This is a genomic window from Micromonospora sp. NPDC005299, assembly GCF_042872345.1.
GTDB lineage: Bacteria > Actinomycetota > Actinomycetes > Mycobacteriales > Micromonosporaceae > Micromonospora.
In genome coordinates this window covers 358,428-380,425 of record NZ_JBIAKG010000006.1, presented here as the reverse complement: position 1 = coordinate 380,425, position 21,998 = coordinate 358,428, and the positions used below count along the sequence as shown (strand labels likewise).

The 21,998-nt window shown below is 72.9% G+C and carries 19 protein-coding genes; 4 read left to right on the top strand and 15 right to left on the bottom strand.

Going from position 1 to position 21,998, the window contains the following annotated elements:
• Nucleotides 1–16: 16 nt before the first annotated feature.
• From ACFYPD_RS20005 to aspS, 4 genes are all read right to left on the bottom strand, one after another.
• A complete protein-coding gene (locus ACFYPD_RS20005) occupies nt 17–1,399 on the bottom strand; it encodes an MFS transporter (RefSeq protein WP_387115386.1) in 1,383 nt (460 codons plus the stop codon).
• On the bottom strand, nt 1,396–1,989 hold the full coding sequence (locus tag ACFYPD_RS20000) for a helix-turn-helix domain-containing protein (protein WP_387115383.1): 594 nt from the start codon (nt 1,987–1,989) through the stop codon (nt 1,396–1,398). The genes ACFYPD_RS20005 and ACFYPD_RS20000 overlap by 4 nt, the downstream gene beginning before the upstream one ends.
• A gap of 68 nt (nt 1,990–2,057) precedes the next feature.
• On the bottom strand, nt 2,058–2,867 hold the full coding sequence (locus ACFYPD_RS19995) for an SDR family oxidoreductase (RefSeq protein WP_387115380.1): 810 nt from the start codon (nt 2,865–2,867) through the stop codon (nt 2,058–2,060).
• Between the two features lie 62 nt (nt 2,868–2,929).
• Nucleotides 2,930–4,735, bottom strand: coding sequence for an aspartate--tRNA ligase (gene aspS / locus ACFYPD_RS19990; RefSeq protein WP_387115377.1), 1,806 nt, complete (start codon nt 4,733–4,735; stop codon nt 2,930–2,932).
• A gap of 137 nt (nt 4,736–4,872) precedes the next feature.
• Here aspS and ACFYPD_RS19985 point away from each other — a divergent pair, with 137 nt between their 5' ends.
• Nucleotides 4,873–5,586, top strand: coding sequence for a DUF998 domain-containing protein (locus ACFYPD_RS19985; protein WP_387115372.1), 714 nt, complete (start codon nt 4,873–4,875; stop codon nt 5,584–5,586).
• Here the strand turns inward: ACFYPD_RS19985 and ACFYPD_RS19980 are convergent.
• From ACFYPD_RS19980 to ACFYPD_RS19970, 3 genes are all read right to left on the bottom strand, one after another.
• Entirely contained in the window at nt 5,555–7,159 is a 1,605-nt protein-coding gene (locus tag ACFYPD_RS19980; protein ID WP_387115369.1) for an MFS transporter, read from the bottom strand. The genes ACFYPD_RS19985 and ACFYPD_RS19980 overlap by 32 nt on opposite strands.
• A gap of 96 nt (nt 7,160–7,255) precedes the next feature.
• On the bottom strand, nt 7,256–8,305 hold the full coding sequence (locus ACFYPD_RS19975) for a S1 family peptidase (protein ID WP_387115366.1): 1,050 nt from the start codon (nt 8,303–8,305) through the stop codon (nt 7,256–7,258).
• Nucleotides 8,306–8,514: 209 nt separating this feature from the next.
• Nucleotides 8,515–8,988 (bottom strand): winged helix-turn-helix transcriptional regulator, encoded by a 474-nt coding sequence (locus ACFYPD_RS19970; RefSeq protein WP_387115363.1) that lies wholly within the window; start codon nt 8,986–8,988, stop codon nt 8,515–8,517.
• 56 nt (nt 8,989–9,044) lie between these two features.
• Between ACFYPD_RS19970 and ACFYPD_RS19965 the strand changes: the two genes are divergently transcribed.
• Nucleotides 9,045–9,554: a PaaI family thioesterase gene (locus tag ACFYPD_RS19965; protein ID WP_387115360.1), complete on the top strand. Its 510-nt coding sequence runs from the start codon at nt 9,045–9,047 to the stop codon at nt 9,552–9,554.
• An 80-nt stretch (nt 9,555–9,634) separates the two neighbouring features.
• Here ACFYPD_RS19965 and ACFYPD_RS19960 read toward each other — a convergent pair whose 3' ends face one another.
• Genes ACFYPD_RS19960 through ACFYPD_RS19950 form a run of 3 tightly spaced genes read right to left on the bottom strand, consistent with a single transcriptional unit; the run spans nt 9,635 to nt 12,740 of the window.
• On the bottom strand, nt 9,635–10,570 hold the full coding sequence (locus tag ACFYPD_RS19960; RefSeq protein ID WP_387115356.1) for an acyl-ACP desaturase: 936 nt from the start codon (nt 10,568–10,570) through the stop codon (nt 9,635–9,637).
• A 51-nt stretch (nt 10,571–10,621) separates the two neighbouring features.
• On the bottom strand, nt 10,622–11,962 hold the full coding sequence (hisS, locus tag ACFYPD_RS19955; RefSeq protein WP_387115353.1) for a histidine--tRNA ligase: 1,341 nt from the start codon (nt 11,960–11,962) through the stop codon (nt 10,622–10,624).
• 58 nt (nt 11,963–12,020) lie between these two features.
• On the bottom strand, nt 12,021–12,740 hold the full coding sequence (locus ACFYPD_RS19950; RefSeq protein ID WP_387115350.1) for an MBL fold metallo-hydrolase: 720 nt from the start codon (nt 12,738–12,740) through the stop codon (nt 12,021–12,023).
• A gap of 258 nt (nt 12,741–12,998) precedes the next feature.
• Between ACFYPD_RS19950 and ACFYPD_RS19945 the strand changes: the two genes are divergently transcribed.
• A complete protein-coding gene (locus ACFYPD_RS19945; protein ID WP_387115347.1) occupies nt 12,999–13,868 on the top strand; it encodes a peptidylprolyl isomerase in 870 nt (289 codons plus the stop codon).
• A 65-nt stretch (nt 13,869–13,933) separates the two neighbouring features.
• On the top strand, nt 13,934–14,773 hold the full coding sequence (locus ACFYPD_RS19940) for a peptidylprolyl isomerase (RefSeq protein ID WP_387115344.1): 840 nt from the start codon (nt 13,934–13,936) through the stop codon (nt 14,771–14,773).
• Between the two features lie 66 nt (nt 14,774–14,839).
• Here ACFYPD_RS19940 and ACFYPD_RS19935 read toward each other — a convergent pair whose 3' ends face one another.
• The 5 genes from ACFYPD_RS19935 to yajC all read right to left on the bottom strand — a co-directional run bounded on the left by ACFYPD_RS19935 (nt 14,840) and on the right by yajC (nt 21,903).
• The gene (locus ACFYPD_RS19935) at nt 14,840–17,278 is read right to left on the bottom strand and encodes a RelA/SpoT family protein (protein ID WP_387115608.1); all 2,439 of its coding nucleotides are present in this window, start codon (nt 17,276–17,278) and stop codon (nt 14,840–14,842) included.
• 258 nt (nt 17,279–17,536) lie between these two features.
• Complete coding sequence (locus ACFYPD_RS19930) at nt 17,537–18,103, bottom strand: adenine phosphoribosyltransferase (protein WP_387115341.1); 567 nt, start codon at nt 18,101–18,103, stop codon at nt 17,537–17,539.
• A 96-nt stretch (nt 18,104–18,199) separates the two neighbouring features.
• Nucleotides 18,200–19,393 carry a protein translocase subunit SecF gene (gene secF / locus ACFYPD_RS19925; protein ID WP_387115337.1) on the bottom strand — a complete coding sequence of 398 codons (1,194 nt, stop codon included), beginning with the start codon at nt 19,391–19,393 and terminating at the stop codon, nt 18,200–18,202.
• 1 nt (nt 19,394) lies between these two features.
• Complete coding sequence (gene secD / locus ACFYPD_RS19920; RefSeq protein WP_387115334.1) at nt 19,395–21,317, bottom strand: protein translocase subunit SecD; 1,923 nt, start codon at nt 21,315–21,317, stop codon at nt 19,395–19,397.
• A 223-nt stretch (nt 21,318–21,540) separates the two neighbouring features.
• The gene (gene yajC / locus ACFYPD_RS19915) at nt 21,541–21,903 is read right to left on the bottom strand and encodes a preprotein translocase subunit YajC (RefSeq protein WP_355056705.1); all 363 of its coding nucleotides are present in this window, start codon (nt 21,901–21,903) and stop codon (nt 21,541–21,543) included.
• Nucleotides 21,904–21,998: the final 95 nt, after the last annotated feature.

Genomic DNA, 21,998 nt, shown 5'->3' with positions numbered 1-21,998 from the left:
GCCGGCCACGGGGCGGTCAGTCCGACCGGGCGGGCGCCGAGACGGCGACCGTGACGGGGTCCACCGGGCCGGCGGGGTCGAGTGCCGGGCCGGGATGGCCCGGGCCGGCGGCCGCGCCCTCGGGACCCTGCTCACCCGCGTCGGGCTCCGCCCCCGGCCCGGGCGTCCGGCGTGCGGCCCGCCAGGCGGGCAGGTAGAGCGGGGCGGCCACGGCGAGCACCACCCCGCCGACCAGCATGGCGACGGTGATGCTGGTGGCGTCGGCCAGGGCGGTCAGCACCACCGCACCGAGCGCGCCGGCCGGCTGGGCCATCATCGAGTTCAGCGAGAGCACGCTGGTCCGGTACGGGCCGTCGACCTGCCGGTGCAGCAGCCCCATGTGCAGCGGGTTCGACGCGCCGTGCACGGTGTAGCAGGCCAGGTAGGCGATGAGCACGCCGACCGGGCCGGCGAGCAGGCCCATCCCGACCACGGTGACGCCCTGGAGGACTCGCATGAGCGCGGCGGCGGGCGCCGCCCCGAGCCGGCGCAGCAGCAGCGGGGTCAGGGCGGCGCCGGCCGCGTTGGCCAGCCAGGCCGCGGAGCTGGCCGGGCCGAGCAGCGCGGCGGCCCGGTCGGCGTCGCCGACCACCTCGGCGAGGCGCACCGGCAGCAGCGACTCGAAGGTGATCATGCCGAAGCCCCAGAACAGCTCGACGGCGACCAGGGCGAGCAGCACCCGGTTGCGGCGCAGCAGGCCGACGGCCTGGCCGACCATCCGGGGCGCCTCGGCCACCGAGGCCCGCACCGCGGCGGCGCCCTGGGCGGGCCGGTGCTCGACCAGCAGCAGGGTGAGCGCGACCAGCGCGGCTGCCTGCAGGGCGATGGCCACCAGCACGGGCAGGGCCAGCGCGCTGAGCGGTCCGACCGGGCCGAGCGCTACCAGGCCGCCGCCGAGCAGCGCGCCGGCGCCGATGGCGACGCCGATGACGGTGCCGGCCCAGCCCAGGCCGCGCTCGTACTCGGCCTCCGGGTCGGCGGCCAGGGTGGCGTCGACGTACCAGGACTCCAGCGGGCCGCTGTCGAGCGCCCGGTAGATCCCCTGCAACGCCCAGACCAGGAAGAACATCCAGAACGAGTCGGCGACCACGAAGAGCACCAGCGAGACCAGGCAGACCACCCAGGCGGCGAGCAGCACCGGCTTGCGGCCGAGCGCGTCGGCGAGGCCACCGGTGGGCAGCTCCAGCGCCAGGACCACCAGGCCCTGCGCGGTGGCCACCAGGCCGATCTGGGACAGCGACAGGCCACGCTCATGCATCAGCAGGATCATCACCGGGGTGAGCAGGCCGGTGGGCAGCCAGCGCAGGCCGTAGAGCGTGAGGTAGCGGAACCGGACCTGGCGTACGGAGAGCGCGGTCACCGGAACTCCTTGAGCATGGGGTAGGTGGCGAGGTAGATCTGGACCGACTCGGCGCCGGGCTCGGCCGGATCGGCCTCGTTCCGGTGGCGCTCGAGCAGCGCCCAGACCTCGGCCTTGATCTCCTCGAGCCGGGCGGCCGGGATGGTCATGAAGATGTCGCTCATGCCGAAGGCGTCCCGCCACTCCGGCGCCCACTCGTGCTGGGTGGCGAACCACTGCTCCGCGTGGTGGGCCAGGAGGCGCACCTGGTCGCCCTGGATCCAGTCGATCGCCGCGCGGGCGTCGGGGTCGTCGTCGAAGTCGGTGGGTTCCCAGTTGGTGACGTCGTGCGCGGCCTGCCACCAGCGCTGCCGGCCGGTGCCCCGCTCCGGGTCCTCCACGACCAGCCCCACCTCGGCGAGCTGGCGCAGGTGGTAGCTGGTGGCACCGGTGTTGGTGCCGAGCAGCTCGGCGAGCGTCGTAGCGGTCGACGGGCCCTTCACCCGCAGGGCGCCGACCAGGCGCATCCGCAGCGGGTGGGCCAGCACCCGCACCTGTCGATGGTCCAGCCGCACCTCGCGCGGCTCGGGACGCGACCCCTCGTTCTCCATGCCTTGCACAATATCTGTGCACAGTTCTTATGCACAAGAGTTGTGCACAGAAACTGTGCACCGACAGGTCAGGCCAGCACCTCGGTGATTCCGCGCAGCCGGGTACGCAGCAGGCCGGCGGCACGGGACGAGTCGAGGCGCACCTCGGCAGGGCGGTGCAGGCCGGCTTCGGCGATGGTCGCCGTCTTGAGGCCGGCCGGGTCGAGGCCCTCGTGACGGGCCACCAGCAGCCCCATCTCGGCGCGGCTGACCGCGTCCGGGCCGGCCACGTTGAGCGTGCCGGCCAGGTCGGTGGGCACCAGTTCGAGCACCGCCGCGGCCAGGTCGGTCACGTGCACGGGGCAGCGCGCCTCGTCGGTGAAGAGGACGGCCCGGCCGGCCAGGGCGTCCCGGCAGAGCTGGATCTGCTTGCTCCCCTCCCCCACGATCAGCGACGTCCGCACCAGCAGCGCCCCGGGGTCGAGCGCCCGCACCGCCGTCTCGGCGGCCGCCTTCGCCGCCCCGTACGGGTGCAGCGGCGTGGGCACGTCGTCGTCGGCGTACGGCGTCGGCCGGCCGGCGTGCAGCGCGTCGCTGGACAGGTGCACGAGCCGCGCCCCCACCTCGGCGGCGGCGCACGCGATGTGGGCCGCCCCGTCCGCGGTGACGCTCCAGTCGTCGTAGCGGTAGGGGGTGGCGACGACGGCGTCGGGGCGTACCTCGGTCAGCAGCGCGCGCACCGCGGCGCGGTCGGTGACGTCGAGCCGGCGCGACACCACGCCCGGCACCGCGACGGCGGCCGAGTGGTACGTGCCGACCACCCGGTGCCCGGCCGCCACCGCCTGTCGGCACACCTCGGAGCCGAGGAAGCCGCTGGCCCCCACCACGAGCAGGTTCATCCCGTCCTCCAGACGTCGAAAGGCCCGCGCCATCATGACGCGGGCCTGTCGTCGACTCGGGATCAGGTGGGGTCGGCCACCGGGGCGGCCGGGCCGGCGGTGCCGGCGTGCGGGCCCGTGGGCGCCTTCGGCTTGGCGTCGATGCCGGCCTCGGTGCGCTGCTGGGCGGTGATCGGCGTCGGCGCGCCGGTCAGCGGGTCGAAGCCGCCGCGGGTCTTCGGGAAGGCGATGACCTCGCGGATCGAGTCCGCGCCGGCCAGCAGCATGCAGACCCGGTCCCAGCCGAAGGCGATGCCGCCGTGCGGCGGGGCGCCGTACTTGAACGCCTCCAGCAGGAAGCCGAACTTGTCCTGCGCCTCCTCGGCGGTGATGCCGAGCAGGTCGAACACCCGCTGCTGCACGTCGCCGCGGTGGATACGGATCGAGCCGCCACCGATCTCGTTGCCGTTGCACACGATGTCGTACGCGTAGGCCAGCGCCCGGTCCGGCGCCTCCTCGAACCGGTCCACCCACTCGGCGTTCGGCGAGGTGAAGGGGTGGTGCACGGCGGTCCAGCCGCCCTCGTCGGTCTTCTCGAACATTGGCGCGTCGACCACCCAGCAGAACGCCCAGGCGCTCTCGTCGACCAGCTTGGCCCGCTTGGCGATCTCGATCCGTGCGGCGCCGAGCAGCTCCTGCGCCTCCCGGGCGTCGGCGCCGGCGGCGAAGAAGACGGCGTCGCCCGGCTTCGCGCCGACCGCGTCGGCCAGGCCGGCCAGGTGCGCCTCGGAGAGGTTCTTGGCCACCGGGCCGCGCGCCTCGCCGGTTTCCGCGTCGAGCACCACGTACGCCAGGCCCCGCGCACCGCGCGCCTTGGCCCAGTCCTGCCAGCCGTCCAGCTCCTTGCGGGTCTGGCTCGCGCCGCCCGGCATGACCACCGCGCCCACGTAGCCGCCCGCGTCGATGGCGCCGGCGAAGACCCGGAACTCGGTGCCGCGCAGGTAGTCGGTCAGCTCGGTCAGCTCGACGCCGTAGCGCAGGTCCGGCTTGTCCGAGCCGTACCGCGACATGGCGTCGTGCCAGGTGATCCGCGGGATCGGCCGGGGGATCTCGTAGCCGGCCAGGTCGGACCAGAGCGCCGCGACGATCGCCTCGCCGAGGTCGATCACGTCGTCCTCGGTGACGAAGGACATCTCGATGTCGAGCTGGGTGAACTCCGGCTGCCGGTCGGCGCGGAAGTCCTCGTCCCGGTAGCAGCGGGCGATCTGGTAGTAGCGCTCCATGCCGCCGACCATGAGCAGCTGCTTGAACAGCTGCGGCGACTGCGGCAGCGCATACCAGCTGCCCGGCTGGAGGCGGACCGGCACCAGGAAGTCGCGGGCGCCCTCCGGGGTGGAGCGGGTCAGCGTCGGCGTCTCGATCTCCAGGAAGTCCCGCTCGTGCAGCACCGAGCGGGCGAGCTGGTTGGCCCGCGAGCGCAGCCGCATGGCCTTCGCCGGGCCGCCGCGACGCAGGTCGAGGTAGCGGTACTTGAGCCGGATGTCGTCGCCGGCCTCGATCTGGTCGTCGACCGGCAGCGGCAGCGGCGCGGCCTCGGAGAGCACCTCCAGCGCGGTGGCGGTCACCTCGACCTCGCCGGTCGGCAGGTCGGGGTTCTCGTTGCCCTCGGGGCGGCGGGTCACCTCGCCGGTCACCTTCACGCAGAACTCGTTGCGCAGCGCGTGCGCGTCCTCCTCGCGGAAGACCACCTGCACGACGCCGGAGGCGTCGCGCAGGTCGACGAAGATGACACCGCCGTGGTCGCGCCGGCGGGCCACCCACCCGGCGAGCGTCACCGTCGAGCCGGCGTCCGCGGCGCGCAGGCTTCCGGCATTGTGGGTACGGATCACGGCTTGCGTCTCCTCATCTGGTCCACCTCTGCTCCCCGCATTCTGTCAGGGCGGGCGGGCCGGCTCCCGGGCACCCGCCAGGCCGGCCCTGCGCCGAACCCCGGACCGGGGCCGGGCCGGGCGGTTACCGTGGCCGGGTGCGTGCCGTACCGAGCTGGGCCGTGGCCACGGCCGCGGCGGCGCCCGTCCTGCTGGTGGCGGGCTGGACGGCGGCGGGCGCACGGCAGCCGGCGGGCTACGACCCGGTCCGGGACACGATCAGCGAGTTGGCCGGCGAGGGCGCCACCGATTCGTGGCTCATGGCGGGCTGCCTGGTGCTGCTCGGCTGCCGCTACGTGGGCACCGCGCTGGTCCTGCACGCGGCCGGGCTGCCCAGCCGGTTCCTGCTCGCGCTCGGCGGGACCGCCACCATCGCGCTGATCGCCTTCCCCCGGCCGCAGGTCGGCGGTTCGCCGGCGCACGGGACGGTGGCGACGGTCGCGGTGCTCGCCCTGTCGCTCTGGCCGGCCGGGTCGGCGCTGCGGCTGCCCCGGGCCGTGCGGCGCGGCGTGGCCGCCTCGCCCGCCGGCACGCCGCCGTGGGCGTTCCGCCGGCCGGTGGCGCTGGCCGCGACCGCGCTGCTGCTGGTCCTCTTCGGCTGGTTCGTCGTCGAGGTGACCGGCGGGTCGCGGACCGGGCTGGCCGAGCGGGTGGCCGCGCTGGCCGTCGCGCTCTGGCCGCTGGCCGCGGTCCTCTCCGCCCGCCGGGCGCACCGCCGCTGGTCGGCGCGGCGACCGGACCTGCCGGTGGCCGGCCCGCCCCGGCCGGGCGGGCCGCCGGTCAGTCCGGGTCGGCCGGGAGCAGGTGGTTGACCCGTACGTCGTCCTCGGCCAGCGCCCGGGCCCGTTCCTCGGCGGCCCGGTCCGCCCCGGTGAGCCGGCCGCCGTGCTGGCGCAGGTGCTCCTCCCAGGACGGCACCTGGTAGACCTCGACGAAGCCGTGCGTCCGCTCCCCGGCCCGGAACAGCCCCCAGCGCATCGCCCCGCTCCGCCGCCGGGACCGGCCGACCGCCCGCATCGCCTCGACGAAGTCGGGCTGCCGTTCCGGGCGAACCGTGTAGGAGACGGTGACCAGCACCGGGCCGCCGCGCGGCTGCGGCTCCAGGGCCAGGTTCGGCTCCGGCCAGTAGATCGCCGGGTCGCGGTCCACGCCGCGGGTCTCCCGCAGCGGCCAGAGCAGCACGCTGAGCGCGCCGACCGCCATCACCACGGCGGCCGCGGTGAGCGCCCCGACCAGGCCGCTGACCTCGCCGAGCGCGCCCCAGGCGACCGCGCCGAGCGCCTGCCCGCCGGCGAAGAACATCTGGTAGACCGACAGGCCGCGGGCGCGTACCCAGCCGGGGAGGAACAGCTGCATCGCGGCGTTGACGCTGGACAGCACGGTCATCCAGGCCAGCCCGGCGGGCACCAGCGCGGCCACCGCCACGGCCGGCTCCGGCACCAGCGCGAGCACCAGCAGCACTCCGGCGTAGAGCAGGCCGGCGAGGAGCAGCAGCCGGTTGCTGGAGAGCACCCGGCGGACCCGGGGCAGCACCAGGGCGCCGGCCACCGCGCCGACGCCGAGCGCGCCGAGCAGCAGACCGTACCCGCCGGCGCCCAGGCCGAGCCGACGGCTGGCGACCAGCGGCAGCAGCGCCCACAGCGCGCTGCCCGGCACCACGAACAGGGCGGCGCGCAGCAGGATCCGGCGGACCACCGGGGAGTGCCGGACGTACCGGCCGCCGGCCCGCAGCGCCGCGGTGAACCGTTCCGGCGTCGGCTCGGTGTCCGGCCGGTCGGGATGCCAGCGCAGCAGCGCCAGCGCGAAGACCGCGAACGAGACGGCGTTGACCGCGAAGACCAGCGCGACGCCGGCCCGGGCCACCAGCACGCCGGCCACCGCGGGCCCGACCGAGCGGGCCAGGTTGACGCTGATCGAGCCGAGCGCCGAGGCGGAGACGAGCTGCGCCCGGGGCACCAGTTCGGGGATCACCGCCTGCCAGGCGGGCAGGGTGAGCGCCTGCCCGATGCCGAGGCCGAAGGTGAGGGTCAGCAGCAGGGCCGGCGGCATCCGGTCGGCCGAGGTCAGCGCCGTGAGCAGGACGCCGACCGCGACCAGGAAGCCCTGCACGGCGATCAGTAGCCGCCGCCGGTCGAAGGTGTCGGCGAGGGCGCCGGCCGGCAGGGCGAGCAGCAGCACCGGCAGCATGCTGGCGGTCTGCACCAGGGAGACCAGGGTCGGCGCGTTGGGCTGGTCCACCAGCAGCCACTGGGCGCCGACGGTCTGCATCCAGGTGCCGACGTTGCTGGCCAGCACGGCCAGCCAGAGGCTGCGGAACGCGGCGATCCGCAGCGGCGCCCAGGCGGACGCCGGCTGCGTGGGTGGGGTGGTCACGGGCGTGCTCACCGGGCGGAACGTACCCCGCCCGGCGGCGCTCAGTCCGGAGATCCACGAACGCGGACGGGCCGCCGGTCGCCCGGCGGCCCGTTCGCGTGCGGTCGATCAGTAGACGCTGACGCCGTAGACGCTCAGCGGCTCGGTGACCGGCTGGAAGTAGGTGGTGCCGCCGGAGGAGCAGTTGCCGCTGCCACCGGAGGTGAGACCCAGGGCGGTGCTGCCGGCGAAGAGCGAGCCGCCGCTGTCGCCGCCCTCGGCGCAGACGTTGGTCCGGATGAGGCCGGAGACGCTGCCCTCGGCGTAGTTCACGGTCGCGTTGGTGGCGCTGACGCTGCCGCTGCGCAGGCCGGTGGTGCTGCCGCTGCGCCGGACGCTCTGGCCCACGTACGCGTTGCCGGCCGTGGTGATGTCCTGGTAGCTGCCGTTGTAGAGGTAGACGTTGCCGGGCGGCGTGCTGCCGTTGGTGTAGCGCACGATGCCGTAGTCGTTGCCCGGGAAGCTGGTGCCGGCCCGGCTGCCCAGCACGGTGGTCTGGCTGGAGTTCGAGTACCAGGTCGAGCCCAGGTTGGTGCAGTGCCCGGCGGTGAGGAAGTAGTAGGTGCTGCCGCTGCGGACGTTGAAGCCCAGCGAGCAGCGGTAGCCGCCGGTGTAGATGGCCTGGCCGCCGGAGAGGCGCTTGCTGAGCACGCCGGGCTCGGAGACGATCCGCGTCGCGCCGTTGGTGCGCGAAACGGCGGCCTTGACCTTGTCCAGCTTGGCGCCGGTCACGGTGCTGTCCACGGAGACGACGACCTGGTTGGTGGCCGGGTCGGTCCACCAGGCGGTGCCCGGGATCTTGGCGGACCGCTCCAGCTCGCTGGTGGCCGCCTTGAGCTGGGCGGCGCCCCGGGTGACGAGCTTCGGGGTGGCGCCCGCGGCGCGGACCTGGCGGGCGGCCGCGGCGTCGGTCACCGCGACGATCATTGTGCCGCTGCTGTCGGCGTACGCGCCGGCCGCGCGGTCACCGAGCTTCGTGGCGAGGGCGGCGGCGGCGTCGGGCGAGGCGGGCGAGGCGGGGGCCGCCTGGGCGGGTGCGCCGAGCAGTGATCCGGTGACCAGGGTGCCGGCCACCGCGACGACAACGGCGCGGCGGAGCGTGGACCTCGTGGGTCGCATGTAACAACCTCCGGATGGGGGTGACGGGCACTGTCATGCGGACGTGCCCGGGGACAACCCGGCCGACCTGGGGAAACCGGCCGGGTCACCAAAGTATTCACATATTTAAGATCCTAAGCAAGACATGACTTTGCCCGAATTCGCAGGGCCGCGCGATGTAACCGCGAAGCAACATCAACGACATCGGCTGTCAGAGCCGGCCGGCGCGTTCAGACCCGGCGGCGAGCCCCCGGGCCGGGGCGCGGCACCACGTCGCGCGGGTCGGTCACCTCGTGCCCCTCGGCGCACCGCAACGCCGGCCGCACCTCGGCGCCGCAGTCGCGGTGGGTTACGGCCAGCGGCGGACCCTCCGGGTCGGCCAGGTAGCGATCACCCCAGCCGAGCACCGCCACCAGCACCGGCCAGAGGTCGAGTCCCTTGTCGGTGAGCCGGTACTCGTGCCGCAGCCGGCTGCCCGGCTCCCGGTACGGCTCCCGGCGCAGCACCCCCTGCTCGACCAGCATGGCCAACCGGTTGGTGAGCACCTGCCGGGGGATGCCGGTGCGCACCCGCATGTCGTCGAAACGGCGCACGCCGTTGAAGACCTCCCGGAGCACGACCAGGGTCCACCGCTCGCCGAGGATCTCCATGGCGCGGGCGATGGTGCAGTTCTCCACCGACCAGTCCAGTGCCGCGGGTCTCATGCCGACCAGGCTAGGTCTGATTGACAGACTCAGCAATGCGCTGCGAGGCTGAGTCCATGACACAGACGCAGGAGCGCAGCCGCACGTTCACCTGGTCCGACCCGGTCGCCGGGGCCGCGCACATCGGCCGGCGCGGCGGCCTGGAGTTGCTGCGCGCGATGATCGCCGGGGAACTGGCCGCACCGCCGGTCATGCACCTCATCGACATGGCCCGGATGGAGGCGGACGAGGGTCGCGTGGCGGTCGAGCTGGTGCCGCAGGAGTTCCACTACAACCCGCTGGGCACCGTGCACGGCGGCGTCCTCTCCACGCTGCTGGACACCGCCGCCGCGTGCGCCGTGCACACCACCCTGCCGGCCGGCGTCGGCTACACCTCGCTGGATTTGAACGTGAAGTTCCTCCGCCCGGTCACGGTCGCCAGCGGCACCCTGCGCTGCGAGGGCACGGTGCTCCAGCGCGGCCGCCGCATCGCCCTGGCCGAGGCCCGGCTGACCGACGCGCGGGACCGGCTGATCGCCCACGCCACGTCGAGCTGCCTGATCTTCCCCCTCGACCAGCCCGCCTGACCCGGGCCGCGGCGCGAGAGCCGCTCCCGGCACCGGCCGCGGTCCCGAGAGCCGGCGGCGGCCGCGCCCGGGGCCCGCGCTCAGCGGGCCGCGGCGAGGCGGGCGGCGCGGGCCGCGCGCTTCTCCTCGAACCGGGACGCCTGGGTCTCCAGGCTCTCCAGCTGGGCGGCGATCTGGTCGCGGGCGGCCTCGCCGTCGGCGTCCAGCCCGGTCACCTCGAAGAGATTCCACTGGCGCAGCACCGGGACCACCACCTCGTCCCGGTGCTGGCGCAGGTCGTAGATGCCGGCCAGGGCGATCGCCACCGACTTGCGGGCGAAGCCGTCGATGCCGACGCCCGGCATCTGGAAGTCGGCCAGCACGTCGGCCACGGCTCGCATGGCCTGGCTCGGTGCCAGCTCGAAGGCGGCGCCGAGCAGGTTGCGGTAGAAGACCATGTGCAGGTTCTCGTCGGCCGCAACCCGGGCCAGCAACGCCTCACAGGTCGGGTCGCCGGTCGCCCGGCCGGTGTTGCGGTGCGAGATCCGCGTGGCCAGTTCCTGGAACGAGACGTACGCCAGCGAGTGCAGCACCTCGTCGTCGTGGGTGTTGACGTAGCCCGCCGACATGTGCGTCATCCGGGCCTGCTCCAGGACCACCGGGTCGACCGCCCGGGTCACCGTCAGATAGTCGCGGATCGCCGTGCCGTGCCGCCCCTCCTCGGCGGTCCACCGGTGCACCCAGGTCCCCCACGCGCCGTCCCGTCCGAACAGCGTGGCGATCTCGTGGTGGTACGAGGGCAGGTTGTCCTCGGTGAGCAGGTTGACGATCAGCGCCGTCCGCGCCACCTCGGGGATGGTCGAGTCCCCCTCTGTCCACGGCTCGCCGCCGAGCGGGCCGTCGAAGGTCCGCCCCTGGCTCCACGGCACGTACTCGTGCGGGAACCACTCCTTGGCCAGCGACAGGTGCCGGTCGAGGTTCTTCTCGACCACGGGTTCGAGTTCGAGGAGCAGGGCGGTCTGGCTGAGCACGGTCACGGCGATCTCCCTACGGTGGCGTAACTTACGCCACCGTAGGTCCAATCGGCGTCAGACGCCAGCCGCAGCCGGCCCGACCAGCGGCTTCAGGTCGGCCCGGGGCGGCGTCCACTCCCCCGCCGCGGCGGCCACCTGCTCGCCCGAACGGATGTCCTTCACCTCGTCGCCATCTGCCCCGGGGAACCAGACGTACGGGATGCCGCGCCGCTCGGCGTACCGGATCTGCTTGCCGAACTTCGCGGCGCTCGGCGACACCTCGGTCGGGATGCCCCGGGAGCGCAACGCCTCGGCCACCCGGTTGCTGGCCGCCCGCTCCTCCTCGGCGGTCACCGCGACCAGCACGCAGGTCGGCACGTCCCGCGAGACCGACAGCGCGCCCGCGCCGAAGAGCAGGCCGAGCAGCCGGGTCACCCCGATCGAGATGCCCACCCCGGGGAAGCGGGTGGCGCCGGAGCTGGCCAGGTTGTCGTACCGGCCGCCGGAGCAGACCGAGCCGAACCGTTCGTAGCCGATCATCTGCGTCTCGTAGACCGTGCCCGTGTAGTAGTCGAGGCCGCGGGCGATCCGCAGGTCGGCGACGCAGAGACCGGGCGAGTGCGCGGCGGCGGTCTCCACCACCGCGACCAGCTCCGCGATGCCCTCGTCGAGCAGCGGGTCGGTCACCCCGAGGGCGCGCACCGCGTCGGCGAACGAGGCGTCCGGCGCGGAGATCTCGGCCAGCGCCAGGCACGCCTTCGCCTGCGCCTCGCTCGCCCCGGCGGTCTCCGCCAGCAGCTCGGCGACCTTCGCCGGGCCGATCTTGTCGAGCTTGTCGACGGCGCGCAGCGCCGCCTCCGGGTCGGTCAGCCCGACGCCCCGGTAGAAGCCCTCGCAGATCTTGCGGTTGTTCACCTGGACGCGCACCGGCGGGATCGGCAGCGAGCGCAGCGCGTCGCCGATCACCAGCGGCATCTCCGCCTCGTGGTGCGGGGCGAGGGTGTCCCGGTCGACGATGTCGATGTCGGCCTGGAGGAACTCCCGGTAGCGGCCCTCCTGCGGGCGCTCACCCCGCCACACCTTCTGGATCTGGTAGCGGCGGAACGGGAACTGGAGCTTGCCGGCGTTCTCCAGCACGTACCGGGCGAACGGCACGGTGAGGTCGAAGTGCAGGCCGAGCGCGTCGTCACCGGCCGGACCGTCGGTGTCCGCCTGGAGCCGGCGCAGCACGTAGACCTCCTTCGAGGTCTCCCCCTTGCGCAGCAGCTGGTCCAGGGGCTCGACCGAGCGGGTCTCCAGCGGCGCGAAGCCGTACAGCTCGAAGGTGGCGCGGATCCGGTCGAGCACGAACTGCTCGATCATGCGCTGGGCGGGCGTCCACTCCGGGAAACCGGAGATGGGCGTGGGCTTGCTCATCGCGTACTCCTTGGGCGCCGCGCGGGACCGCGCGGTGAGGTCGTGGGTCGCGGCCGGGTTACAGGCCGCGGGTGGGCGCGGCCGGGCGCGCGCCGCCGATGCCCGACACCTCGACGAGGTACGGGTTGGTCGCGCGCTCGCGGCCGATGGTGGTCTGCGGGCCGTGGCCGGGCAGGACGACGGTGTCGTCGGCCAGCGGGAGAACCTTCTCCCGGAGGCTGGCCAGCATGCGGGGCATGCTGCCGCCCGGCAGGTCGGTGCGGCCGATCGAGCCGGCGAAGAGCACGTCACCGGAGAGGCAGATCTGGTCGGCCTCCCAGGGCGAGCCGGCGCCGGGCATCCGGAACAGCACCGACCCGCCGGTATGGCCGGGGGCGTGGTCGACGGTGATCTCCAACCCGGCCAGCGACAGCGTCGCGCCGTCGGTCAGCTCCGCCACGTCCTCCGGCTCGGCGTACGGCAGCCGCCCGCCGAAGAGCTGGGTGAGGTCCATCGAGAGCGCCTTGGCCGGGTCGGCCAGCAGCTCCCGGTCCTCCGGGTGGACGTACGCGGGGATGCCCCGCGCGCCGCAGACCGGGGCCACCGAGAAGGTGTGGTCGAGGTGGCCGTGGGTGAGCAGCACGGCGGCCGGGTGCAGGCGGTGCTCGGCGAGCACGGCGTCGAGCCGGTCGAGGACCCCGATGCCGGGGTCGAGCACCACGCACTGCTCCCCCGGCGCGGTCGCCACCACGTAGCAGTTGGTGCCGAAGGCGTCCGCGGGAAAGCCGGCCACGAGCACGTCCGCTCCCCTTCCGTCCGGTCGTCGTCCCTGTCGGTAGCCTAGTCGCACGGGCGACCGGGTTTCGCCGACCACCGGCCCCAGTCGCCCCGCCAGGCACAGTGACAACGCCCGATAAACCGAGGCCGGACCTCGTACACCACTTTCCCAGCCGGTACCCGTACACTCTGGCGGGCGTGTGGCGTGGCGCACCCCCGCGACAGCGGGCGGACAGCGCCCGGCGCCGGCGAGGACCAGGGTAGAGGAAGGGGAGCACGGGTGGCTTCCAGCAGGGACCGGCAGCGCAAACTGGCGCGGGCCAAGCTCGACCGGCAGCTCGCCCGGCGGGCCGCGGCCACCAAGCGCCGCCGGCAGATCCAGGCCGGCGTCGGCGCCGCCGTGGTGCTCGCGCTCATCGTGGTCGGCTCGGCCTGGGCGCTCGGCGCCTTCGACTCCGAGCCGAAGAAGCAGGCCGCCGAGGACACCTGCCTCTGGACGCCGCAGGACGCCACGGCCAACACCAACCTCAAGGACGTGGGCACCCCGGCCACCACCGGCCTGCCCACCGAGGGCACCCGCACCATGACGGTCACCACCAACCAGGGCGGCCCGATCACCGCCGACCTGGACCTGGCCGCCGCCCCGTGCGGCGCCGCGAGCATCTCGTTCCTGGCCGGCAAGTCGTTCTACGACAACACCAAGTGCCACGAGATCACCACCGAGGGGGCGCTGCGCTGCGGCGACCCGAGCGGCAGCGGCATCGGCGGCCCGACCTACTCGTTCTACAACGAGAACGTCCCCAGCACGCCGGAGGCCAGCCCGTCGGCCTCGCCGGCGCCGGCGAGGCCCCCGGCGTACCCGAAGGGCACGGTCGCCATGATCGGCAATCCGCCCGGCAGCAACGGCAGCCAGTTCCTGATCTTCTTCAAGGACTTCAGCCCGGCCAAGCCGGCGTACACCGTCGTCGGCAAGGTCACCGGCGGCCTCGACGTGGTGGAGAAGATCGGTGCCCTGCCGACCGTGGACAATGGGAGTGGGGCCAAGGTCAAGCCGACGACGGACGTGGTGATCCAGAGCCTCACCGTCGGCGAGCCGAACGCCGCGCCGGCCGCCACGAGCGCGCCGGCGGCGAGCCCCAGCGCCGGCTGACCCGGCCGCCCCACCCTGAGCAGCGGCGAGCACCGCCGTACCCGAGAAGCATGTGAGGAGTGACCGTGACGTCCACGAGAGAGCGGCAGCGCGCAGCGGCGCGGGCCCGCCTCGAGCGGGAGATGGCCGAACGCGCCACCAAGGCCCGCAAGCGCCGGCAGACCCAGGCCATCGTCGGCGCCGCGGCCGTGCTGGTGCTCGTCGTGGCCGGCACCGTCTGGCTCGCCACCTCGCTCGGCGGCGACGACAACAAGCAGAACAACGCCGGCGGGGGCGGGTTCTCCCAGTGCGCGTACAACGAGGTCCCCAAGGAGGGGCGCCCGAAGCAGATCAAGGACGTCGGGCTGCCCCCGAACCAGCAGGCCAACAAGGGCACCCAGACGATGACGATCGACACCAACCTGGGCCCGATCACCGCGAAGCTCGACCGGAGCCTGGTGCCCTGCACCGCCGGCAGCTTCACCCACCTGGCCAGCAAGGGCTTCTTCGACAACACCAAGTGCCACCGGCTCGTCACCGAGGGCATCAAGGTGCTCCAGTGCGGTGACCCGAGCGCGACCGGCAAGGGCTGGCGGGAGACCGACGGCACCGGCGGCCCGAGCTTCAACCTGGCCGAGGAGAACCTGCCCACCGACAAGCGGCCCCCCTACCCGGAGGGCGTCATCGCGATGGCCAACTCCGCCCAGCCGGGCAGCACCGGCAGCCAGTTCTTCATCGTCTACGGCGACTCCCAGCTCGACCCGAACTACACCGTACTGGGCACCGTCACCGGCGGCATGGACCTGGTGAAGCAGGTCGCCGCGGCCGGTGACGACGGCGCCTTCGCCCAGCAGTCGGGTGGCGGTCACCCGAAGAAGGAGATCGTCATCAACAAGCTGACCATGAGCGGCATCCAGGGCGGCTGACCCGCCCGTACGACGACGAAGCGCCCGCCGGCGGTCAGCCGGCGGGCGCTTCCCGTGTTCCCGGTCTCAGGCCCCCGAGGTGACCCGGTAGGCATCGAAGACACCGTCGACCTTGCGGACCGCGGCCAGCAGGTGCCCCAGGTGCTTCGGGTCGGCCATCTCGAAGCTGAACCGGCTCACCGCCACCCGGTCCCGGGTGGTGGTGACCGTCGCGGAGAGGATGTTGACCCGCTCGTCGGAGAGCACCCGGGTGACGTCGGCCAGCAGCTTGTGCCGGTCCAGCGCCTCCACCTGGATGGCCACCAGGAAGGTCGAGGCGGAGGTGAGCTTCCAGCTCACCTCGACCACCCGCTCGCTCTGCGCGCGCAGGTCCTCCGCGTTGGCGCAGTCGTCCCGGTGCACACTCACGCCGCCGGAGCGGGTGACGAAGCCGAAGACGGCGTCCGGCGGCACCGGCGTGCAGCAGCGCGCCAGCTTGATCCAGACGTCGCTCACGCCCCGGACGACAACGCCCGGGTCGCTGCTGCTCTGCCGGCTGCGCGGCGGCCGGGTGGCGACGGCGGTCTCGGCGATGTCCTCCGCCGCGCCCTCCTCGCCGCCGTACGCCGCCATCAGCTTCTGCACGACCGACTGGGCGGAGACCTGGCTGTCGCCGACCGCCGCGTAGAGCGACGCCACGTCGGCCAGGTGCAGGTCGCGGGCGATCGCCATCAGCGCGTCCGAGGTGAGCATCCGCTGCAACGGCATGCCCTGCTTGCGCATCGCCTTGACGATCGAGTCCTTGCCGGCCTCGATCGCCTCCTCGCGCCGCTCCTTGTTGAAGTACTGGCGGATCTTGGTGCGGGCGCGCGGGCTCTTGACGAAACCGAGCCAGTCCTGCGTCGGGCCGGCCGTGTCGGACTTCGAGGTGAAGATCTCGATCACGTCGCCGTTGGACAGCGTCGACTCCAGCGGCACCAGCTTGCCGTTGACCCGCGCGCCGATGCACTTGTGCCCGACCTCGGTGTGCACCGCGTACGCGAAGTCCACCGGCGTCGACCCGGTCGGCAGCGGGATGACGTCACCCTTCGGGGTGAAGACGTACACCTCCTGGCTGGACAGGTCGAACCGGAGCGCGTCGAGGAATTCGCTCGGGTCGGCCGCCTCCCGCTGCCAGTCCAGCAGTTGGCGCAGCCAGGTCATCTCGTCGATGTGCGCCGGCGGGCCGACCACCAGGGTGCCCTTGTGCTCCTTGTACTTCCAGTGCGCGGCGATGCCGAACTCGGCGGTGCGGTGCATCGCGTAGGTGCGGATCTGCATCTCCACCGGCTTGCCGGTGGGCCCGATGACCGTCGTGTGCAACGACTGGTACATGTTGAACTTGGGCATGGCGATGTAGTCCTTGAACCGGCCCGGCACCGGCTGCCAGTTGGCGTGGATGACGCCCAGCGCCGCGTAGCAGTCGCGCACCGTGTCGACCAGGATCCGCACCCCGACCAGGTCGTAGATGTCGTTGAAGTCGCGCCCCCGCACGATCATCTTCTGGTAGATCGAGTAGAGGTGCTTCGGCCGGCCGGTGGTCTCCGCCTTGATCTTGGCGGCCTTGAGGTCGGTGGACACCTTCTGGGTGACCTGGCGCAGCAGCGCCTCGCGCTGCGGCTGGTGCTCGCCGATCAGCCGGTTGATCTCCTCGAACCGCTTCGGGAACAGGGTGCCGAAGGCCAGATCCTCCAGCTCCCACTTGATGGTGTTCATACCGAGGCGGTGGGCCAGCGGGGCGAGGATCTCCAGCGTCTCCTTGGCCTTCTGCTCCTGCTTGGGGCGGGGCAGGAAGGTCAGGGTGCGCATGTTGTGCAGCCGGTCGGCCAGCTTGATCACCAGGACCCGAGGGTCCTTCGCCATGGCGACGACCATCTTGCGGATCGTCTCCGCCTTGGCCGCGTCGCCCAGCTTGACCTTGTCGAGCTTGGTGACGCCGTCGACCAGCAGGGCCACCTCGCCGCCGAAGTCGGCGCGCATCTGGTCGAGGGTGTATTCCGTGTCCTCGATCGTGTCGTGCAGCAGCGCCGCGACCAGGGTGGTGGTGTCCATACCGAGGTTGGCCAGGATGGTCGCCACGGCCAGCGGGTGGGTGATGTAGGGGTCACCGGACTTGCGGTACTGACCCGAGTGCCAGCGCGCGGCCGTGTCGAAGGCGCGCTGGAGCAGCCGGGCGTCGGCCTTGGGGTGGTTCTCCCGGTGCGTGGCGATCAGCGGCTCCAGCACCTCGCTGACCTGCGAGGTCTGCCAGGGCGCGTTGAACCGGGCCAGCCGGGCGCGCACCCTGCGGCCGGTCGGCGCGTTGGAAAGGGCGAAGCCGGCGCCCGGCGTGGGGTCCGCCGCGCCGTCGGTCGGGAACGGCACGACGACCGCCCCGCCGTCCGCCTTCCCGTCGGGCCCGCCGCCGGGGCCGGTCACCGGCGGGTTGCCGCTCCGCTCGGTCACCGAGCCGTCCGCGTCGCCTGTCGGGTGCACCGTGCCCTCCACCGGAGGGACGACATCGTGGGACACCGGCCTCCTCACCGCTCGCCGGGAAGCGCCGGCCGTCCGGCCGACGTCCTGTCCAACCGGCCGAGGGGCCGGAGTTGTTCCGCGCCGGGCATCGGAACCTCGCGGCCCCGGCAGCTCCGCGCCGCCGGACGGTCACCCGCCCGGTCAAGCAAAGGGCAATGCTACCCGTACGCAGGGTACGCCGCCGCTCCGCCGGACGGACCGCACCAGGTCCGCCCGACGGGCCCGGTGGGGTCAAACGGTCAGCAGGGCATGGACCGGACGCGGGGCGAGCCGCTCCCGCCCCTTGAGGAAGCCCAGCTCCATCAGGACGGTGAAGCCGGTTACCGTGCCGCCGGCCCGCTCCACCAGGTCCAGGGTCGCCTCGGCGGTGCCGCCGGTGGCGAGCACGTCGTCCAGGACCAGGACCCGGTGTCCGGCCGTGAAGGCGTCCTGGTGCACCTCCAGGGTCGCCTCGCCGTACTCCAGCGCGTAGGTGGCCGAGTGGGTGGCCCGGGGCAGCTTCCCGGCCTTGCGCACCGGCACCACGCCGACCCCGGTGGCGTACGCGACCGCCGCGGCGAGCACGAACCCGCGGGCCTCGATGCCGACCACCGCGTCGAACGAGTCCCGCCCGTGGTACGCGATGATCCCGTCGATCACCTCGCGGAAGGCCGTGCCGTCGGCGAAGAGCGGCATCAGGTCCTTGAACATGACCCCGGGCTTGGGGAAGTCCGGCACGTCCAGCACGCGGCTGGCGACCAGTCGGGCGACCTCCGGGCCGCTGTCTCCCCGTACCCCGGTGGTGTGGGTCTCCGTCACGGTGCGTCCCATGTCCTCTCGAACGACGGCGGCGTCCGTCATGCCGCTTTCACAGCATGGCGGACGCCGCCGGGTCGATCGCTACCGGGTGTGCGGTCAGCGGCGCTTCGCGCCACCGGGCCGGTTGCCCCCGCCGCCGGCCGGGCGGCCGCCCCGGGCGCCGGTGGGTCGCTTGCCGGCCGGTCGGGCGCCGACCTTCGGGGCGGCGCCGGCCAGGGCGGCCGCCTCGGGGTCGATGGCCTCGTCGGCGCTGGCCGCCGCGGCCCGCGGCGCGCCCTTCGGGGTGACCTCGCCACGGGAGATGGCGCCCCGGCGGGCCAGCACCCGCTTGTGGTGCGCGCTGATCCGCGGGTCCTGGTTCTTGAGCAGCACCAGCAGCGGGGTGGCCAGCAGGATCGAGGTCAGGAAGGCCACCGCCATACCGACGAAGAGCACCAGACCCAGGTCCTTCAGGGTGCCCGCGCCCAGCAGGCCGGCACCGATGAAGAGCAGGCCGCCGACCGGGAGCAGCGCGACCACCGAGGTGTTCAGCGACCGCATGAGGCTCTGGTTCAACGCCAGGTTGGCGGCCTCGCCGTAGGTCTGGTTGTTGTTGGCGGTGATGCCCCGGGTGTTCTCCTGGACCTTGTCGAAGACCACCACCACGTCGTAGAGCGCGAAGCCCAGGATGGTGAGGAAGCCGATGATCGTCGACGGGGTGACCTCGAAGCCGACCAGCGAGTAGATGCCGGCCGTGAGCACCAGGTTCGTGAAGAGCGACGCGATCGCGGCGGCCGCCATCCGCCACTCGAAGCGGAGGATCAGGTAGATCGCCACGACGGCCACGAAGATCACCAGGCCGAGGAGGGCGCGGGAGGTCACCTGACTGCCCCACGCCTCGGAGACCTGACTGCCGCTGATCTGGTCGGGCTGGATCCCGAACGACTGCGCCATCTCGGTCTTGACCTGGTTGGCCTGCTCCGCGGTGAGCTGCCCGGTGCGCAGCTCGTAGTACTCGCCGCTGGTGCTGCCGACCTTCTGCGCGGTGACCACCTCGGCGCCGCCGCCCTTGGCCGCGAGCGCCGCGTCGACCTTCGTCTCGGCCTGCTCCAGCGTGCCGACGCTGGCCGGCACCTGGAACGAGTTGCCGCCGGCAAACTCGATGCCGAGCTTGAAGCCGCTGATCACGAAGCTCAGCACGGCGACCAGCACGAGCACGCCGGCCACGCCGAACCAGAGCTTGCGCTTGCCGACGATGTTGAGATCGGCCTCGCCCCGGTAGAGGCGGGCGGCCAGACCACTCTTAGCCATCTCAGGCCTCCTTGACGCGCGGGTTGCGGCCGGTGCCCGCCTCCGCCGACCGGGCCGGGAGCGCCCGGCCCAGGCCGCTGACCCGCGGGGACAGGAACGCCCGGGTGCGGGCGAACATCGTCATGATCGGGTGGCGGAAGAGGAACACGACGACCAGGTCGAGGACGGTCGCCAGGCCGAGCGCGAAGGCGAAGCCCTTCACCGCGCCGACCGAGACGATGTAGAGCACCACGGCCGACATCAGGGTGATGGCGTTCGCCGAGATGATCGTCCGCCGGGCCCGGACCCACGCCCGCGGCACCGCGCTGCGCGGGCTGCGCCCCTCCCGGATCTCGTCCTTGAGCCGTTCGAAGTAGATGACGAACGAGTCCGCCGCCACACCGAGTGAGACGATCATGCCGGCGATGCCGGCGAGGGTGAGCGTGAACCCGATCGACCGGCCGAGCACCACCAGCGCGCCGAAGACCAGCAGCGCCGAGAGCACCAGGCTCAGGAAGATGACCGAGCCGAGCAGCCGGTAGTAGAAGAACGAGTAGATGATGACCAGCAGCATGCCGATGCCGGCCGCCAGCAGGCCCGCCTTCAGGTGGCTGTCGCCCAGCGTCGCCGTGACATTCTGGCTCTCCTGCGGCTCGAAGGTCACCGGCAGGGCGCCGTAGCGGAGCTGGCTCGCCAGCGCGTTGGCGCTCTTGTTGTCGAAGCTGCCGGTGATCTGCGAGTCACCGGTCAGCACGCCCTGGATCTCCGGGGACGAGACGATCTCGTTGTCCAGCACCACGGCGACCCGGCACTTGCCGTCCTGGCCGAGCGCGGTCTGGTCGCAGGCCTGACCCTCGTTGTTGAAGGCCTCGCGGGTCAGCGCGGTCCACTTCTCCTGGCCCTTGCCGGTGAAGTTCAGGCTGACCACCCAGGAGCTGGTCTGGTCGAGCTGGGCGGAGGCGTTCTTGACGTCGGTGCCCAGCACCTTGGCCTTGTCGAGCAGGTACTTGGCGCCGGACTCGCAGGCCACCGCCTGCTGGTTCTCGTCCTTGATCGACGCCGCCGGGCGGTCGTCGAGCTGGGCGCAGGTGATGGTCGGGACGTTGAACTGCATCCCGACCGGCAGCACCGCGACCTCCTGCGGGGAGAGCGTGCCGAACGGCTTGAGCTTGTCGGCCAGCGACGGGTCGGCGGTCAGGTCGGCCGGCGCCTGGAGGCCGGACGCGGCAGCCCAGGCGGCCGCACCCACCTTCTGCTCGATGGCCTTGCGCTGCTGCTCGACGCTCTGCGGCACCGGCTCGGCGCTGGCGCTCGGGCTCGGCGCGGCGGCGCTCGGCGTCGCCGACGGGGTCGGCGCGGCGGCGCTGGCGCTCGGCGTCGGGGCCATGCCGCCCTGCCCGCCGGCGCTCGGCGACGAGGTCACCTTGGGCGAGGCGCTGCCGGAGGGCTTCGGGGTGGCGCTGCCCGACGGGGCCGGAGTGGCGCTGCCCGAGGGAGCCGGGGTGGCGCTGGCGGTCGGGGCCGGCGCGGCGGCGGCGCCGCTGCCGTCGGTGGCCTTGAGCACCTTGCGGAAGCGCAGCTCGGCGGCCTCACCGACGTCCGTCAGGTCCCGGTTCTGGCCCGGCAGGGAGATGACGATGTTCCGGTTGCCCTCGGTGACCACCTCGGCCTCGGCCACGCCGTAGGCGTTGACCCGGTTCTCGATGATCTGCCGCGCTTCCTCCAGGTTGGCGGAGGTCGGGGGCTTGCCGTCCACGGTGTTGGTGGCCTCGAGCGTCATCCGGGTGCCGCCGATGAGGTCCAGGCCGAGCCGCGGCTCCAACCGATCCTTCCAGCCACCGCTGGCGCCGCCCGAGAAGAACACCAAAAGATAGAGGACGACGAAGATGAACCCGAGCACGGCGAGCTGCCGTCCGGGGCGCATCTGTCCCTGAGGTGGTGCCACGGCTGTCCTGTCTCCCTGTACGGTCGCGCCGCTTCGGCAGCGGCGAGATTGTCGGGCCGGGGGTGTCCGCCCGACTGCTCCGGGGGGCCGGCGCCGCCGGACGGCACGCCTCCCCGGCGCACGACGCGACGGCGTCGCGCGGGGTTCCCCGCGTGCCGGCGTCGGACGCCGACCCAACTATCCACTTGTGTGAGTGAATCCGCTGCCCCGTCCGGGGCCGGTGTCACTCCTTGACCGACTCGGCTTCCTCGGAGATCGTCTCGGCCTCCGGAACCTCGACCCGCTTGACCACGCGGGCGATCGCCGGGCGGGCGTACCGGGTCTGCACGCCCGGGGCGACCTCGAGCAGGACGGTCTCGTCCTCGACCCCGGTCACCGTGCCGTAGAGCCCGCCGATGGTGACCACCTCGTCGCCCACGCCGAGCGCGGACTGCATCTGCTCGGCCTCACGGCGACGCTTCTGCTGGGGGCGGATCATCATGAAGTACATGACGCCGAAGAGCAGAGCGATCATGAGGATCGGCGTCAGACCGCCGGCCCCTCCACCACCCGCTGCAAGGTTTTGCACGGTTGTCGACCTTCCCATTGGTCTCCACTCCCACCCGTGTGAGGTGCCGGAGCGGAGGCGGATTCTCACGTCCTGTACAAGCCGCGGCGAAGTCTAATCCCTGCACCTGAGAA

Excerpts from the sequence above, each read along its gene's own strand:
- ACFYPD_RS20000 (WP_387115383.1), bottom strand. The coding sequence starts at position 1,989 with ATGGAGAACGAGGGGTCGCGTCCCGAGCCGCGCGAGGTGCGGCTGGAC.
- ACFYPD_RS19995 (WP_387115380.1), bottom strand. The coding sequence starts at position 2,867 with ATGAACCTGCTCGTGGTGGGGGCCAGCGGCTTCCTCGGCTCCGAGGTG.
- ACFYPD_RS19975 (WP_387115366.1), bottom strand. The coding sequence starts at position 8,305 with ATGCGACCCACGAGGTCCACGCTCCGCCGCGCCGTTGTCGTCGCGGTG.
- ACFYPD_RS19970 (WP_387115363.1), bottom strand. The coding sequence starts at position 8,988 with ATGAGACCCGCGGCACTGGACTGGTCGGTGGAGAACTGCACCATCGCC.
- ACFYPD_RS19965 (WP_387115360.1), top strand. The coding sequence starts at position 9,045 with ATGACACAGACGCAGGAGCGCAGCCGCACGTTCACCTGGTCCGACCCG.
- hisS (WP_387115353.1), bottom strand. The coding sequence starts at position 11,962 with ATGAGCAAGCCCACGCCCATCTCCGGTTTCCCGGAGTGGACGCCCGCC.
- secF (WP_387115337.1), bottom strand. The coding sequence starts at position 19,393 with ATGGCTAAGAGTGGTCTGGCCGCCCGCCTCTACCGGGGCGAGGCCGAT.
- yajC (WP_355056705.1), bottom strand. The coding sequence starts at position 21,903 with ATGGGAAGGTCGACAACCGTGCAAAACCTTGCAGCGGGTGGTGGAGGG.